The organism is Bacillus cereus group sp. N14, assembly GCF_016483555.1.
GTDB classification, from domain to species: Bacteria; Bacillota; Bacilli; order Bacillales; family Bacillaceae_G; genus Bacillus_A; species Bacillus_A wiedmannii.
The window spans coordinates 1-14,843 of record NZ_JAEHBQ010000044.1; the positions used below are offsets into that span (position 1 = coordinate 1).

Genomic DNA, 14,843 nt, shown 5'->3' on the forward strand with positions numbered 1-14,843 from the left:
CTAAAAATAAAAATTGACGTTTCACGTTGTTTGTTTCGTTTAGTTTTCAAAGTTCAACATCGCGTTTCAGCGACTTTTACAATTTAACATTTTGCATTAAATTTGTCAACAACTTTTTTCTTTCGTTCCTGACGACGCTTATTAATTTACCATATTAATCATTTGTTCGTCAATACTTTTTAAAAAAATGCCAAAATAATTTTATCTTGGCATGATATAAAGCTTAATAACCACTAATGCAGCAACACCAGGTAGGCCTAATATACTTGTGATTGTTGCGGTTCCCAAGTTAATTGGAATATGAAAATCAAAATATGTTCCTACAACATTTACGATAAAGAGTAATGCTATCCCTAAAGTAACATGAAAGAGCGCTTTTCCTATAAAACGTAACGGCTTAGAAGAAACACCAAAAACAAGAAAGATAAAAACTAAAGTAAGAATACCGACAATAACAACTGTAGAATTCATTTTTTCCTCCTTATGAAAGTGATCTATACATATTTATTTGTATGGGACAAGGCGATAAAAAAGAACATTTCCCCTACGAATCCAGTTGTTTTATCTTGTTAATCTTCATTCGGCAACACTTTCTTCATAAAAACCATTAATCTTTCTTTCCAAACGAAGTAACCACTAAATATTTAATAAATAAAATAAAAGGTTCTGCTTTTTCAGCAGAACCTTTTACCATTGTTCCATTTTTACAGGACGACGTTTTGCTTCTTTTAACAAGAAGAAATATTTCGCCTCTGCTATTTTCAAAGAACAAAGTACATCTTGAGATGGTTCCACACTTTGTTCAACCATTCTCTTCTGACGTAACCATTCATTCTTCACTTTTTCTAATAGTACAATTAGCTTATCATCATACTCTTTACGCAATTTACCCTTTTTTTGAAAGAACATTTTTGTTTCTCCTCTTATACTTCTCTACGACCTTCTAACGCTTTCGACAGTGTCACTTCATCTGCATATTCTAAATCTCCACCAACTGGCAGACCATGTGCAATACGAGTTACTTTAATACCTGTCGGCTTTAAGAGGCGGGATATATACATCGCTGTAGCTTCCCCTTCAATATTAGGGTTTGTTGCTAGTATCACTTCTTGTACCGTTTCATCATGCAGTCGCTTTAAAAGTTGCGGGATATTAATGTCTTCCGGTCCAATTCCCTCCATTGGAGAAATCGCACCACGTAACACATGATATACACCTTGATACTCTTTCATCTTTTCCATTGCGATTACATCTTTCGGTTCCTGCACAACACAAACAATCGACTGATCTCGATGCGAATCATTACAAATATAACAAGGATCGCGGTCAGTAATATGTCCGCATACAGAACAATACGCTAAATCTCGCTTCGCATTCACAAGTGCTTTTGCAAAACCTAACACATCATCTTCTTTCATATCTAATACGAAAAATGCCAAGCGAACCGCTGTTTTCGGTCCGATTCCTGGCAACTTCATAAAACTATCAATTAATTTCGATATCGGTTCTGGATAATGCATATATCAGTATCCTCCTAGAACATTCCACCTGGTAAGTTTAAGCCTTTTGTAAATTTACCCATTGTAGAGTTTGAAAGTTCATCAGCTTTTTTAAGTGCATCATTCGTTGCAGCTAACACTAAGTCTTGTAACATTTCGATATCTTCTGGATCTACAACTTCTTCTTTAACTTTCACTTCAAGAATTTGCTTATGGCCATTTGCAATAACTGTGACCATACCGCCGCCAGCTGTACCTTCAACTGTTTTTTCGCCAAGTTCTTCTTGCGCTTTTGCCATATCTTTTTGCATCTTTTGCATTTGTTTCATCATATTATTCATATTTCCCATTCCGCCACGCATCATAATTAATTCCTCCTAATTATTATTACTCTTTTATTTCAATAAGTTCTTGCCCTACTAATTTTACTGCCTCTTCTATAAGAGGATCTTCTTTTTTCTCTGGGCTTTCTTCAGAATTCTCGCCTTCACGCTGTAAAAAATCTTCACGGATTTTACCCCATTCACTTTTTGGAATGGCAATCATATTTAATCTTTTACTTAACAGTTCAAATAAGGCCTGTTCCACTGTATCCATAGCTTCTCGGTTTTCGCTTGCCATTTTACAGTGAATCTCATATTGAAATGCTAAAACGTAAGTATCATCCGAAGCCGCTACCGGTTCGCTATTTTCTAATAAAACAGCAAACGCTACTTTGTTGTATGATTTGAGTCTTCCTAACAACTCACCCCACACAGCTTTTAATTGTTCTAAATCCTGACGCTTTGCTTGCTTTAACACTTCATTTACGCGTCCAACAGGAATTTTCATACTCCCTGTACGCACTGGCTTTGGTGTTGCACGTGTCTCTCTGACTTCTTGCTGCACACCAGCCGGCACACCATTCTTTTTGACTTGTTCTAACTCTTTCTCCAATTGCTGCATCCTGTTCATAATTGCTTGTAAACGATCTGCACCGTTCGCTTGCATCATAAACTGTTGACACAGTTGTACCATAACAACTTCTAAGAAAATTCGCGGATGATTTGTCCACTTCATTTCCTGTTGTCCCTTACTAAGAGTATGAATGATTTCATAGATTACTTCCGGTTGCATTTCTTCACTTAACATCCGGAATTGCTCATCTACCATTACTCGTTCCAACATATGTTCCAGTTGTGGTGAGGTTTGATATAAAAGCATATCGCGATAATAGTAAATGAAATCCTCCATAAAACGAACTGGATCTTTCCCTTTACCCATCATCTCATCTATGATACGTAATGCTCTTGATACATCATTTTCACGTATACATTCTACTAAGTTACCTAAGTATTGCTGGGAAACAGAACCTGTCACAGCTAATACATCTTCTGTCGTAACTGTCTCATCACTATAAGATATTGCCTGATCAATAAGACTAAGCGCATCACGCATACCACCTTCAGCGGCACGCGCAACAATTTGTAACGCCTCATCTTCTACTTGCGTACCTTCATTCGTCACAACCGTCGATAATCTCTCAACAATATCATTTACTGATATTTTTCGAAATTCAAAACGCTGGCAACGTGAAATGATTGTAGGCGGAATCTTATGTGGTTCTGTTGTCGCCAAAATAAAGATGACGTGTCCCGGCGGCTCTTCTAACGTTTTTAAAAGCGCATTGAAGGCACCCATAGAAAGCATGTGGACTTCATCAATAATGTATACTTTATATTCTACAGCACTTGGAGCATATTTTACTTTATCTCTAATATCTCGAATTTCATCTACACCGTTATTTGAAGCCGCATCAATTTCTAATACATCTGAAATAGATCCTTGTGTAATCCCCAAACAAGAAGGACATTCATTACAAGGTTCAGCTACCGGAGCATGTTCACAGTTGATTGCTTTTGCAAATACTTTTGCAATTGTCGTTTTTCCTGTTCCCCTCGGCCCAGAAAATAAATAAGCATGTGAAACTTTCTCTTGAAGAAGGGCATTTTGCAACGTTTTTGTCACGTGCTTTTGACCAACTACATCTTCAAATTTTTGCGGTCTCCATGTTCGGTATAACGCTTGGTATGACACGAAAATACGGCCTCCCTCAAAGGTTATTATCTTATTTATTATAACCCATTCTGTTTATAGATTCCAAAAGTTATTTTCTATACAAAAAACCCACCTTAGTATTAAGGTGAGTTTTGTATACATATATAACTGCCGTGCACCTTCTGTCGATTACGTACCATAAGCGTTACTCAAGCAGTTAGCTCGGTTCAGGCACTCCTGCGGCACACGAGAAGACCCGCTTATTGCTGCTTCCTTCCGGACCTGACAAGGTTCACGGGGTCCCGTTGCGCAGGACCCAAACGTCAACACCACTTACTTAAGGCAGACCTTACAGCAGCATAACCTCGAGAAGGGATTCGGCCTCGCTAGAGCGGATTGCGAGTATAGGGCACCGCTACCTCCCCGCTTAGCACGGCAAAGTTAAAACCAATATTCGGTTGCCTTCATTAAAAGGCATTATCAGTATAACTTGTTTTTTTACAAAATGCAAATACGTTAATTCTCGTTACTTTTCTCTAATTTTTTTATCGCTTTTCTTTTTTTACGAAGCTCTCTAAAAAAGTTTGTTAACAAAGTACCGCATTCTTCTTCTAATACACCAGCAACTACCTCGCATTGATGATTAAAGCGTTCATCCGTTAAAAGATTCATCAAAGTCCCTGCACATCCACCTTTCGGATCACTTGCACCATATACAACTCGCTTCACTCGTGATAAAACAATTCCACCCGCACACATCGGACAAGGCTCTAATGTTACATATAACGTCGCATCTTCTAAACGCCATGTCCCTAATTTTTTGCACGCCTCATCAATAGCTAATAACTCAGCGTGAGCTATTGATCTTTGTTCAGTTTCTCTTAAATTATGAGCAACACTAATTACTTCACCATCTAACACTATAACTGCACCAATCGGTACTTCTTGTATTGCCTCTGCTTTTTTAGCCTCTTCTATTGCTAACTGCATAAAATAAATATCTTGATCGTGTTCCATACCATAGTCCTTTCCCTCAAATAAAATACACTTATTTCCATTTACTGCACATGGGATAACTTTTACAAATTCAATCCACCCTAATAAAAAAGAGAGGGGATTACATATGAAGAATACTGCTTTACTCATTATCGATATGATTAATGATTTTCAATTTTCTCACGGGCCCACCCTAGCCAAAAAATGCGAAATTATAACAAACCCTATTTTACAATTAAAGAAAACAATGAAATCCTTTGGCTACCCCATAATTTATGTTAATGACCATTATCAACTTTGGAGATCTGATATTGACCAACTAATTACTCATTGTACAAATGAGTATAGTGAAAATATCATTCATAAGATTGCTCCAAATACTGATGATTACATTTTTATTAAACCACATTACTCTGCCTTTTATGAAACACCTTTAAATTCTTTATTAGGCTATTTAAAAATAGAAAATCTAATATTGACAGGAGTCGCCGGGAATATATGTATCCTCTTTACAGCTAACGATGCTCATATGAGAAATTATACACTGTATGTACCACAGGACTGTATTGCCTCTAATCATGATCAGGATAATCTGCATGCTTTAAAAATAATGGAAGCCACATTAAAAGCAAATATAGTACCGTCATCTCAAATAAAAATTAATTAATACATATATTTATTTTCTAACTTTTTATATCAAATTAACCCGCTCGCTTCCCTCCTGTGCTACAATAATTCTGTTTTGTGTTTTTAGTAGTCACGGTAAATCACTGATTGAAAGGAGGAAACAGCGTGACCGGAGTACCATTTATCACGGTTGAAGGACCAATTGGTGTTGGAAAAACCTCACTTGCGAAGGCAATTTCAACTCACATGCAACTCCACTTACTAAAAGAAATTGTTGATGAGAATCCTTTTTTAGGAAAATTCTATGAAGACATCGACGAATGGAGTTTTCAAACAGAGATGTTCTTTCTTTGTAATAGATACAAACAATTAGAAGATATTAACATAAAGTATTTGAATCAAAGGAAACCAGTAGTAGCGGATTATCATATATTTAAAAATTTAATTTTCGCATCCCGTACATTAAAGAATTCTCAATATGACAAGTACATGAAAATCTATCGTATCCTTACACAAGATATGCCTGCACCAAACGTTATCGTTTATTTAACAGCTAGCTTGGAAACATTACAAACACGAATTGCGATGCGCGGAAGAGAATTCGAAAAAAACATGGATCCAAATTACTTACTACGGCTCACAAAAGATTACGAAACAGCAATGGATACTTTTAAAAATGATCATCCAGATATCCCAGTATTAAAATTTAACGGAGACGATATGGATTTTGTAAAAAATCCTGATGATTTAAACGTCATCCTATCCGCCCTTCAAAATACTCTCTTAAAGGAGTCGGAATAACAATGAATTTAAGGCAAAAATATGATATACCAAATGACGCAGTAATCACTATTGCTGGAACAGTAGGTGTCGGAAAATCAACTATGACAACTGCATTAGCTAACGCTTTAGGTTATCGCACATCATTTGAAAAGGTAGATTCAAACCCGTATTTGGACAAGTTCTATGCTGATTTCACACGCTGGAGCTTCCACTTGCAAGTGTACTTTTTAGCAGAACGATTTAAAGAACAAAAAAGAATTTTTGAATACGGTGGCGGTTTTGTTCAAGATCGCTCTATCTATGAAGACACTGGAATTTTTGCAAAGATGCATCATGAAAAAGGTACAATGACGGAAACTGATTATGAAACATACAAAGGTTTATTTGACGCTATGGTCATGACTCCTTACTTCCCTCATCCTGATTTATTAATTTACTTAGAAGGTTCTTTCGATGATATTGTTGATCGTATCCAAGAACGCGGACGTCCGATGGAACAACAAACACCAATTGAGTATTGGAAAGAGATGCATGGCCGTTACGAAAACTGGATTAATAACTTTAATGCATGCCCTGTTTTACGATTAAACATTAATGAATACGATATTTTAAAAGATGGTGATTCAATTGAACCAATCATTAAAAAAATTGGCCATTTTTTAAAACAAACACGTAAACTTGTAAAATAAAAAACCCGTGCATACGCACGGGTTTTTCTATTAAATTACTTCTTTTTTGTCGGAGCAATAATTTCACTCTCAGGTTTTCCAGCGTTAATACGCTGACGAACAGTACTTGTACTAATATCGTATGTTTCAGCAATCTCTTTAACAGTCATTTCTTTCCCGTTAATCACTGCTGTTAATACTTTACCTGTACGTTTTGGAGCTGCTTCTTTCTTTACAGCTGCTTTTTCAACTTTTTTTGGCGCCTCTACTTTTGTCGCAGTTTGCTTTACATCACAAGTGCAACCACAAAGTTTACGGAATGTATCATCGCTTATAATGCGTGACACATTTGCACCACTGTTTAAAATTCTATTGTTCTTACAGACAGGACATTGTACATAATATAAAGTTTTTCCATCTAAAGGAAACGTTTGTATAATAAGATCCATGTTGACTCCTTTCATATCTATGAAGATAATCATCGGAATATGAGTGTGTAATAAGGACAAAATCGCCTTACACCATACTTTATGATTGGTTTTAAAATAAAAACTCGTTACGTGTTGGTAACGAGTTCTCCAATCTCCACTTATATGCGCTGTTGTCAATTATATCTGGAGGAGGTAGAGGGATTCGAACCCCCGCGCGACTCTCGCCGCCTGTCGGTTTTCAAGACCGATCCCTTCAGCCAGACTTGGGTATACCTCCATATTGACATCAAATATAATATCAAAAGAAAAACAGTTAGTCAACCCTACTAAAATAAATTATGAGGAAAGGAAAATTTTACTTTTCCTCTCCTACATTATAGTACTGACAACGCTCATAATTACCAATCACTCATACCGATGAATGTTTATAAATTTACTTAATAACTGTTTTTCCTCCCATATAAGGGCGAAGAACTTCTGGAATTATAATTGTACCATCTTCTTGTTGGTAGTTCTCTAAAATAGCTGCCACCGTACGTCCAATTGCAAGACCAGATCCATTTAATGTATGAACATGTTCTGGTTTTCCGTTTGGCTCACGACGGAAACGGATATTTGCACGTCTCGCTTGGAAAGCCTCAAAATTACTACAAGAAGAAATCTCACGATATGTGCCATAGCTTGGAATCCATACTTCGATATCGTATTTCTTCGCTGCTGTAAATCCTAAATCGCCTGTGCACATGCTCATAACGCGATATGGCAACTCTAATAATTGTAACACGCGTTCTGCATCATTTGTTAGTTTTTCTAACTCTTCATAAGAATCTTCTGGTTTTACGAACTTTACAAGCTCTACTTTATTGAACTGATGCTGACGAATTAAGCCACGTGTATCACGGCCAGCTGAACCTGCTTCAGAACGGAAACAAGAGCTAAATGCAGCATATCGTATAGGCAGTTGCTCTTTATTTAAGATTTCATCACGGTGCATGTTCGTTACAGGTACTTCAGCTGTTGGAATTAAGAAGTAATCTTCACTTTCAATACGGAATGCATCTTCTTCAAATTTCGGAAGTTGTCCTGTTCCTGTCATACTTGCACGGTTTACCATATACGGAGGTAATACTTCTTCGTATCCATGCTCGTCAGTATGAAGATCAAGCATAAAGCTAATTAAAGCACGCTCTAATCTCGCGCCAGCACCTTTATAGAATACGAAGCGGCTTCCTGTTACCTTCCCAGCACGCTCAAAATCTAAAATTCCTAAATCTGTAGCAAGATCCCAATGTGGTTTTGGTTCATAAGCAAATTCTTTCACTTCTCCCCAAGTACGTGCTACTACATTATCATCTTCTGTTTCACCAACTGGAGCAGATTCATGAGGAATATTTGGAATAGATAACATTAATCTTTCTAAATCTTCTTCAACTGTACGAAGTTCATTATCAAGATCTTTTACTTTTTCTCCAACTTCACGCATTTCTAGAATTAGAGCTTCTGCATCTTTCTTTTCGCGCTTCAATACAGAAATTTGTTGAGATACTTCGTTACGTTTACTTTTTAGTTCCTCTGTTTGAACAAGTAATTCTCTTCTTCTCGTATCCAGCTCTTCAAAGCGACCAAAATCAGTTAAATCTTCGCCTCTATGCTGTAACTTTGCTTTTACTTCTTCAAAATTTGTACGTAAAAATTTAATATCAAGCATTATATACTCCTCCTTTTATTTTATAAAACACAAAAAACTCCCGTCCCTATATAAAGGGACGGGAGTTAACCCGCGTTGCCACCCTAGTTGAAAGCATTACCGCCTTCCTCTCAAGTAGAAATAACGGCTCTTCACCGGGAATGTTTACTAATCATAAAGATATTCCACATTCCATTCCAGGATGGATTCACAAACTGTTTCTATCGATTTCCACCAACCATCGACTCTCTATAAGAAACGGCATTTGTTACTACTTCCTATCAACACGCTTATTTTATAAAATTGTTACCATCAATTTACTATAATCTTATACAAGTTGCAAGTTACTTATACAACTTTTTTCATTTTCGCTTCTTTTACCATTTCTACAAAGTATGCTGTGACACGATGATCATCCGTTAATTCCGGATGGAATGAAGCAGCTAAAAACTGATTTTGTTTTACTGCTACCATTCGGTCACCATGTGTAGAAAGTACTTCAACATCATCAGCTACATTTACAACATACGGAGCACGGATAAATACACCAATAAATTCTTCTCCTACACCTTTAATTGAAAGTGCGACTTCAAAGCTATCTTTTTGGCGTCCGAACGCATTGCGTTCTACTGTAATATCCATAGCACCAATATGTGCTTCTTCATAGCCAATAAGTGTTTTTGCAAGAAGAATCATACCTGCACATGTACCAAACATTGGTTTACCAGACTTCGCGAATGTACGAAGTGGTTCCATGAAAGCATACTTATCAATAAGACGGCGCATTGTTGTACTTTCACCGCCTGGTAAAATAAGACCATCAATCTCTTCAAGTTGCTCTACACGCTTTACAACAACAGCTTCTGCACCACTTGCTTCAACTGATTTTATATGCTCACGAACTGCACCTTGAAGACCTAGTACACCGATTTTCACCATTTTAAAGTTCTCCTTCAATTACCATCCACGCTCTTGCATACGTTGTTCTGGTAATAACGTTGAAATTTCGATACCTTTCATTGCATTACCTAATCCTTTAGAAAGGCTTGCAATTAGTTCGTAATCCTCATAATGAGTCGTCGCTTCAACGATTGCGCGTGCAAATTTCTCTGGATTTTCTGATTTGAAGATACCAGATCCTACGAATACACCATCCGCACCAAGTTGCATCATTAACGCTGCATCTGCTGGTGTTGCTACACCACCTGCTGCGAAGTTTACAACTGGCAAACGACCAAGGCGTTTAATTTCAAGTAGTACTTCATAAGGAGCACCAGTGTTTTTTGCATATGTCATTAACTCATCTTCACGTAGACTTGCAACTTGACGGATTTCTGCATTGACTTGGCGCATATGACGCACTGCCTCTACAATGTTTCCTGTTCCTGGTTCACCTTTTGTACGAAGCATAGATGCACCTTCTGCAATACGACGCGCAGCTTCTCCGATATCACGGCAACCACATACAAACGGAACTGTGTAATCACGTTTATTTAAATGGTATACTTCATCAGCAGGAGTTAATACTTCACTCTCATCGATATAGTCTACCCCTAATGATTCTAATACACGTGCTTCTACAAGATGACCGATACGGCATTTTGCCATAACCGGAATTGAAACAGCGCCCATAACTTCTTCAACAATTGTTGGGTCTGCCATACGAGAAACGCCACCTGCTGCACGAATATCTGCTGGTACACGCTCTAGTGCCATAACAGCAACTGCGCCTGCCTCTTCTGCAATTTTTGCTTGTTCAGCGTTAATTACGTCCATAATAACGCCGCCTTTTTGCATTTCTGCCATTCCACGTTTTACACGTTCTGTCCCTGTTACATTTGTCATGTTACAAAAACCCCCCTAGGTGAATTGCTTTTCCCCGTTAAAGGCGAAAATTAAGAATACTCTTACATTCTACCACTAACTATCAGATGCTTGTCTACTACTTTTTCATAAAGTCGGTATGAAAAATAGGAATAAGAAAAAGCCCCTACAATGAGGAGCTTTTAAAACCAACCTTTTACTGTATCAACAGCACTATTCCATATACCACTAAAGAAAGAGCCAATTCCGCGCATAGAGCGAGTAAACCAATTCGCTTCCTCTACTGCAGACGTTGTTACAAGATCTATTTGTAATGACTTACCAGATAAAAACCCAGGATCATTCGCATCTTTTGGTGTGATTACCATTTGGCCAAGTGCAGCTCCCTTTTTAATAGGTGCTTCTTGTCCCTTATTTGCTTCTTTTAATTCTGTTTTATAAACATCTTTACTTCCTTTTGGCACTGGAAGTGAAACAGCTTGTTTTGTTTGAACTGCTACATCTTTATCTTTAGCATTTTCTACTCGTACTGTTTCTTGTCCTTTTACTGAAGAATCTTTTTTATACAGTTTCTTCATTTCAAAATTAGCAAATCCATAATCATATAGTTTCTTTGTCTCATCAAAGCGTGCATCACGAGACTTCGTTTTAATAACTACAGAAATAAAACGCATACCATCTTTTTCAATTGTACCAGTGAAGCAATCCCCTGCTTCTGGAGTTGAACCTGTTTTCAGGCCATCTACACCCGCATATACCTTAGATAAACCTGGTAACATCCAGTTCCAGTTAATCATGTCAATTCGATCCGTAGTACCTTCACGGAACGTCTTTTTTGAAATTTTAGCTGTATCTAATGTTTTAGGGAAATCTTGAATAAGGCGTTGTGCTAAAATTGCTACATCTCTCGCAGCCATTTTATTTTCTTCATCCGGAGTTGTTCCTTCAGGATGCTGTCCTTTTAAATCTTTGTTTGTTAAGCCAGTAGAATTTACAAACTTGTAAGTTTTTAATCCAAGCTCTTTCGACTTATCGTTCATCATTTTTACAAAATCTACTTCTTTTCCAGCAACTGCTTCAGCTAAAGCTATCGTTGCACCATTAGCAGAATAAATTGCCATTGCCTCATATAACTCTTTTACTGTATAAGAATCACCGTTTCGTAGCGGCACATTCGATAATGAACGATCTTGCGAAACTTTATACGCATATTCAGAAACCTTAATTTTTTGATCCCACTTAAGTTTTCCTTTATCCACTGCTTCATGAACTAAATATTCACTCATCATCTTTGTCATACTAGCAATTGATAATAATTCATCTGCATTCTTTTGATATAAAATTTTCCCAGAATTCGCTTCAACTAAAATTGCTGCACCTGCTTCAATGCTTAAAGCAGCTCCTGTTTCTGCTGATGCATTGCTATATGGTAACAACATACTACAAGCTAGTGTAAGCATTGTTACTAAAGCAATGAATCTTTTGCAAAACATACCTTTCACTTTTGCTACCCCCAATATCTATGTACTCACATAACCGTTATTCTAACATAATCAAAAAAAAATAGACAGAGATATCAAATCTCCGTCTATTTGTATATAAGACATTACAATGAGTAGTTTGGAGCCTCTTTTGTAATTTGTACGTGATGAGGGTGGCTTTCACGTAAACCAGCACCTGACATACGAATGAATTGTGCATTCTCACGTAAGAATTCTAAATTCTGCGCTCCGCAATATCCCATACCGGCACGTAATCCACCAACTAATTGATGAACTGTATCTGCTAAAGGTCCTTTATATGGTACTCTACCTTCAATACCTTCTGGAACAAGTTTTTTATTTCCTTCTTGGAAGTAACGGTCTTTACTTCCTTTTTCCATCGCTCCGACAGAACCCATACCACGATATACTTTGAATTGACGACCTTGGTAAATTTCAGTTTCTCCAGGGCTTTCAGCAACACCAGCAAACATACTACCTAGCATAACAACGTGTGCTCCTGCTGCTAAAGCTTTTACCATGTCACCAGAGTACTTAACACCACCATCAGCAATAACTGGAATACCGTGTTTACGAGCTTCTGTTGCACAATCATAAACTGCTGTTAATTGTGGTACACCCACGCCAGCTACAACGCGTGTCGTACAAATAGAGCCTGGTCCAATACCAACTTTAACTACGTTTGCACCTGCTTCAATTAATGCTTTCGTTGCTTCAGCAGTAGCAACATTTCCAGCGATAATATTTAGTGATGGATATTTCGCACGAACTTCTTTCACTTTATCAATAACACCTTGAGAATGTCCATGAGCTGTATCAAGTACGATTGCATCTACGCTAGCTTTTACTAATGCGTCGATACGAAGCATTGCATCAGCCGTTACACCAACCGCTGCTCCAACTAATAAGCGTCCTTGCTTATCCTTCGCAGAATTTGGGAATTCAATTACTTTTTCAATATCTTTTATTGTAATAAGCCCTTGTAATACACCGTTGTTATCAACGAGAGGGAGTTTTTCAATTTTGTACTTTTGTAGGATCTTTTCAGCTTCTTCCAGCGTTGTACCAACTGGAGCTGTAATTAGCTTTTCTTTTGTCATTACGTCGGAAATTTTGATTGAGTAGTCTTGGATAAAACGCATATCACGGTTTGTAATAATACCAACTAATTTTCGCTCGTCTAAATTATTTACAACCGGTACACCTGAGATACGGTATTTTCCCATAAGATGCTCTGCATCATACACTTGATGTTCTGGAGTTAAAAAGAAAGGATCTGAAATAACGCCACTTTCAGAACGTTTTACTTTATCAACTTGCTCCGCTTGTTGTTCAATAGACATGTTTTTATGAATAATTCCTAAACCGCCTTGACGAGCCATTGCAATAGCCATATCAGCTTCTGTTACTGTATCCATTCCTGCACTAATTAACGGGATATTTAACTGTAAGCTTTCAGATAAAACTGTTTTAACACTTACTTCTCTTGGTAGTACATCTGACTTTGCTGGTACAAGTAATACGTCATCAAAAGTCAAACCTTCTTTAACAAATTTAGATTCCCACATAATTGTTCCCCCCATGATACCAGAAATTATTATTAGTAGCTTATCAATTGGTTAAAATACTGTCAAGGACGTATATATATGTTAGAATTTTTAGACAATAAAAGGAGCGTAATATATGCATCAAACACATTGTACTTGGCAGCAATTAAGTTTCTTCTTTTCATCTCAAAATGTTCAACGTTATCTTGCCCGTTGCTATGAAAAATCCTCCATACAAGATGCTGAAAAAAAAAGTTTCGAAAATTGTTATCCCTTTATTTATTACTTAGAACACGGGAAAAACTATTATGAATTATATAAGGTGGCCCCCTTTTCGATTCAGCCAATGTTATTGTTTTATGGAATGAGCCAACTTTTTAAAGCCTGCTTACTAACTATTGATCCTAACTATCCAGAATCCACTACTGTTTTAGCTCATGGTGTTACGACTCGTAAACGAAAAAAACAGGGGTATCAATTTTTAGAAGATGAGGTGAAGGTACAAAAAAATGGATTATTTACTCATATTGCAGAACAGCTGTTTCACATGAAACACTTAGAAGCAGAGAAGTTTAACATGCTAGATCTAATGGGAAATATTCCTGAATTACAAAATTTATTTCGCTATAGTCAAAGAGGGGCCACTTTATATAAAATCGATTCAACAAATACAAATGAACTTTTCTTTTCGGCCAACATACTAGATCGACTTCATATGACTACAGAAAGATTTTCACGTTACATTGAATCAACTTGTAAGCATTTATCCATACAACATGTCTCCGGGAAAACGAGCGGATCGAATCTGCTTTTTACAGCTCCTATCCAGTCGTGGAACCCTATATATAGTACGCCTTTATACTACGAATATCTTGCTGATACTTATTACTTACCAATTCCAATTGACCCGAGAAATCCTAAACCAGTATTACCTGAACTTCTTGTTCATTATTTATTGCTCTACAATTTAAGTATGATTTCTAGATACGAAACAGATTGGTGGTATGATTTACTTGGGAGCTATGGCTCTGAAGATTATCCATTTATTTATCAATTTCTTACTATTTCTGCTCAAAAAATCCCTTACTATATTTCGTCTTTTTTACTAACAGAACCGAGCCTATTTCATGGGAAATAAAAAAACACAAGTCAAAAGACTTGTGTTTTTAGTTGCTTGGCGACGTCCTACTCTCACAGGGACAAGGTCCCAACTACCATCGGCGCTAGAGAGCTTAACTTCCG

General features: G+C 37.1%; 16 protein-coding genes, 1 tRNA gene, 1 other RNA gene and 1 other annotated feature. Of the genes, 4 read left to right on the forward strand and 14 right to left on the reverse strand.

Annotated features, from left to right (window positions below; translation table 11 throughout):
* Positions 1-201: 201 nt before the first annotated feature.
* The 7 genes from JDS82_RS28730 to tadA all read right to left on the reverse strand — a co-directional run bounded on the left by JDS82_RS28730 (position 202) and on the right by tadA (position 4,553).
* Positions 202-471 carry a pro-sigmaK processing inhibitor BofA family protein gene (locus JDS82_RS28730; protein WP_001089486.1) on the reverse strand — a complete coding sequence of 90 codons (270 nt, stop codon included), beginning with the start codon at positions 469-471 and terminating at the stop codon, positions 202-204.
* A 216-nt stretch (positions 472-687) separates the two neighbouring features.
* Complete coding sequence (locus tag JDS82_RS28735; protein WP_000466020.1) at positions 688-909, reverse strand: YaaL family protein; 222 nt, start codon at positions 907-909, stop codon at positions 688-690.
* Positions 910-923: 14 nt separating this feature from the next.
* On the reverse strand, positions 924-1,520 hold the full coding sequence (recR, locus tag JDS82_RS28740; RefSeq protein WP_000559168.1) for a recombination protein RecR: 597 nt from the start codon (positions 1,518-1,520) through the stop codon (positions 924-926).
* 14 nt (positions 1,521-1,534) lie between these two features.
* Positions 1,535-1,861 (reverse strand): YbaB/EbfC family nucleoid-associated protein, encoded by a 327-nt coding sequence (locus JDS82_RS28745; RefSeq protein WP_170771173.1) that lies wholly within the window; start codon positions 1,859-1,861, stop codon positions 1,535-1,537.
* Between the two features lie 25 nt (positions 1,862-1,886).
* A complete protein-coding gene (gene dnaX, locus JDS82_RS28750; protein ID WP_000121581.1) occupies positions 1,887-3,575 on the reverse strand; it encodes a DNA polymerase III subunit gamma/tau in 1,689 nt (562 codons plus the stop codon).
* Between the two features lie 132 nt (positions 3,576-3,707).
* Positions 3,708-3,972: signal recognition particle sRNA large type (gene ffs, locus JDS82_RS28755), an RNA gene on the reverse strand.
* 80 nt (positions 3,973-4,052) lie between these two features.
* Positions 4,053-4,553 (reverse strand): tRNA adenosine(34) deaminase TadA, encoded by a 501-nt coding sequence (gene tadA, locus JDS82_RS28760; protein WP_002108901.1) that lies wholly within the window; start codon positions 4,551-4,553, stop codon positions 4,053-4,055.
* A gap of 106 nt (positions 4,554-4,659) precedes the next feature.
* Here tadA and JDS82_RS28765 point away from each other — a divergent pair, with 106 nt between their 5' ends.
* The 3 genes from JDS82_RS28765 to JDS82_RS28775 all read left to right on the forward strand — a co-directional run bounded on the left by JDS82_RS28765 (position 4,660) and on the right by JDS82_RS28775 (position 6,631).
* Positions 4,660-5,199 (forward strand): cysteine hydrolase family protein, encoded by a 540-nt coding sequence (locus JDS82_RS28765; protein ID WP_000798743.1) that lies wholly within the window; start codon positions 4,660-4,662, stop codon positions 5,197-5,199.
* 125 nt (positions 5,200-5,324) lie between these two features.
* Positions 5,325-5,960 (forward strand): deoxynucleoside kinase, encoded by a 636-nt coding sequence (locus tag JDS82_RS28770; RefSeq protein WP_199714318.1) that lies wholly within the window; start codon positions 5,325-5,327, stop codon positions 5,958-5,960.
* Between the two features lie 2 nt (positions 5,961-5,962).
* Positions 5,963-6,631: a deoxynucleoside kinase gene (locus JDS82_RS28775; RefSeq protein WP_001053583.1), complete on the forward strand. Its 669-nt coding sequence runs from the start codon at positions 5,963-5,965 to the stop codon at positions 6,629-6,631.
* Between the two features lie 35 nt (positions 6,632-6,666).
* Here the strand turns inward: JDS82_RS28775 and JDS82_RS28780 are convergent, their stop codons facing one another.
* The 7 genes from JDS82_RS28780 to guaB form a co-directional block, all read right to left on the reverse strand.
* On the reverse strand, positions 6,667-7,059 hold the full coding sequence (locus JDS82_RS28780; protein WP_000364198.1) for a sigma factor-like helix-turn-helix DNA-binding protein: 393 nt from the start codon (positions 7,057-7,059) through the stop codon (positions 6,667-6,669).
* Positions 7,060-7,225: 166 nt separating this feature from the next.
* A tRNA-Ser gene (locus JDS82_RS28785) sits at positions 7,226-7,318 on the reverse strand.
* Between the two features lie 156 nt (positions 7,319-7,474).
* Entirely contained in the window at positions 7,475-8,749 is a 1,275-nt protein-coding gene (gene serS / locus JDS82_RS28790; RefSeq protein ID WP_000884184.1) for a serine--tRNA ligase, read from the reverse strand.
* 51 nt (positions 8,750-8,800) lie between these two features.
* Positions 8,801-9,022 (reverse strand) — a binding site (T-box leader).
* A 54-nt stretch (positions 9,023-9,076) separates the two neighbouring features.
* Positions 9,077-9,667, reverse strand: coding sequence for a pyridoxal 5'-phosphate synthase glutaminase subunit PdxT (pdxT, locus tag JDS82_RS28795; protein ID WP_000238774.1), 591 nt, complete (start codon positions 9,665-9,667; stop codon positions 9,077-9,079).
* Between the two features lie 18 nt (positions 9,668-9,685).
* Entirely contained in the window at positions 9,686-10,573 is an 888-nt protein-coding gene (gene pdxS / locus JDS82_RS28800) for a pyridoxal 5'-phosphate synthase lyase subunit PdxS (protein ID WP_000186157.1), read from the reverse strand.
* Between the two features lie 161 nt (positions 10,574-10,734).
* Positions 10,735-12,045, reverse strand: a complete 1,311-nt coding sequence (locus JDS82_RS28805; RefSeq protein ID WP_131233790.1) for a D-alanyl-D-alanine carboxypeptidase family protein — start codon at positions 12,043-12,045, stop codon at positions 10,735-10,737.
* Positions 12,046-12,158: 113 nt separating this feature from the next.
* Positions 12,159-13,622: an IMP dehydrogenase gene (gene guaB, locus JDS82_RS28810; RefSeq protein ID WP_000264076.1), complete on the reverse strand. Its 1,464-nt coding sequence runs from the start codon at positions 13,620-13,622 to the stop codon at positions 12,159-12,161.
* Between the two features lie 115 nt (positions 13,623-13,737).
* On the opposite strand from guaB, the gene JDS82_RS28815 reads away from it, so the two are divergent.
* Positions 13,738-14,739, forward strand: a complete 1,002-nt coding sequence (locus JDS82_RS28815; protein ID WP_000554268.1) for a YaaC family protein — start codon at positions 13,738-13,740, stop codon at positions 14,737-14,739.
* The last annotated feature ends 104 nt before the right edge of the window (positions 14,740-14,843 follow it).

Bases quoted from the DNA above. Each gene is read 5' to 3' on its own strand.
- JDS82_RS28815 (WP_000554268.1), top strand. From the start codon at position 13,738: ATGCATCAAACACATTGTACTTGGCAGCAATTAAGTTTCTTCTTTTCA.
- JDS82_RS28745 (WP_170771173.1), bottom strand. From the start codon at position 1,861: ATGCGTGGCGGAATGGGAAATATGAATAATATGATGAAACAAATGCAA.
- JDS82_RS28765 (WP_000798743.1), top strand. From the start codon at position 4,660: ATGAAGAATACTGCTTTACTCATTATCGATATGATTAATGATTTTCAA.
- JDS82_RS28805 (WP_131233790.1), bottom strand. From the start codon at position 12,045: ATGTTTTGCAAAAGATTCATTGCTTTAGTAACAATGCTTACACTAGCT.
- tadA (WP_002108901.1), bottom strand. From the start codon at position 4,553: ATGGAACACGATCAAGATATTTATTTTATGCAGTTAGCAATAGAAGAG.
- JDS82_RS28735 (WP_000466020.1), bottom strand. From the start codon at position 909: ATGTTCTTTCAAAAAAAGGGTAAATTGCGTAAAGAGTATGATGATAAG.
- serS (WP_000884184.1), bottom strand. From the start codon at position 8,749: ATGCTTGATATTAAATTTTTACGTACAAATTTTGAAGAAGTAAAAGCA.
- JDS82_RS28775 (WP_001053583.1), top strand. From the start codon at position 5,963: ATGAATTTAAGGCAAAAATATGATATACCAAATGACGCAGTAATCACT.
- JDS82_RS28730 (WP_001089486.1), bottom strand. From the start codon at position 471: ATGAATTCTACAGTTGTTATTGTCGGTATTCTTACTTTAGTTTTTATC.
- guaB (WP_000264076.1), bottom strand. From the start codon at position 13,622: ATGTGGGAATCTAAATTTGTTAAAGAAGGTTTGACTTTTGATGACGTA.
- JDS82_RS28780 (WP_000364198.1), bottom strand. From the start codon at position 7,059: ATGGATCTTATTATACAAACGTTTCCTTTAGATGGAAAAACTTTATAT.
- pdxS (WP_000186157.1), bottom strand. From the start codon at position 10,573: ATGACAAATGTAACAGGGACAGAACGTGTAAAACGTGGAATGGCAGAA.
- recR (WP_000559168.1), bottom strand. From the start codon at position 1,520: ATGCATTATCCAGAACCGATATCGAAATTAATTGATAGTTTTATGAAG.
- pdxT (WP_000238774.1), bottom strand. From the start codon at position 9,667: ATGGTGAAAATCGGTGTACTAGGTCTTCAAGGTGCAGTTCGTGAGCAT.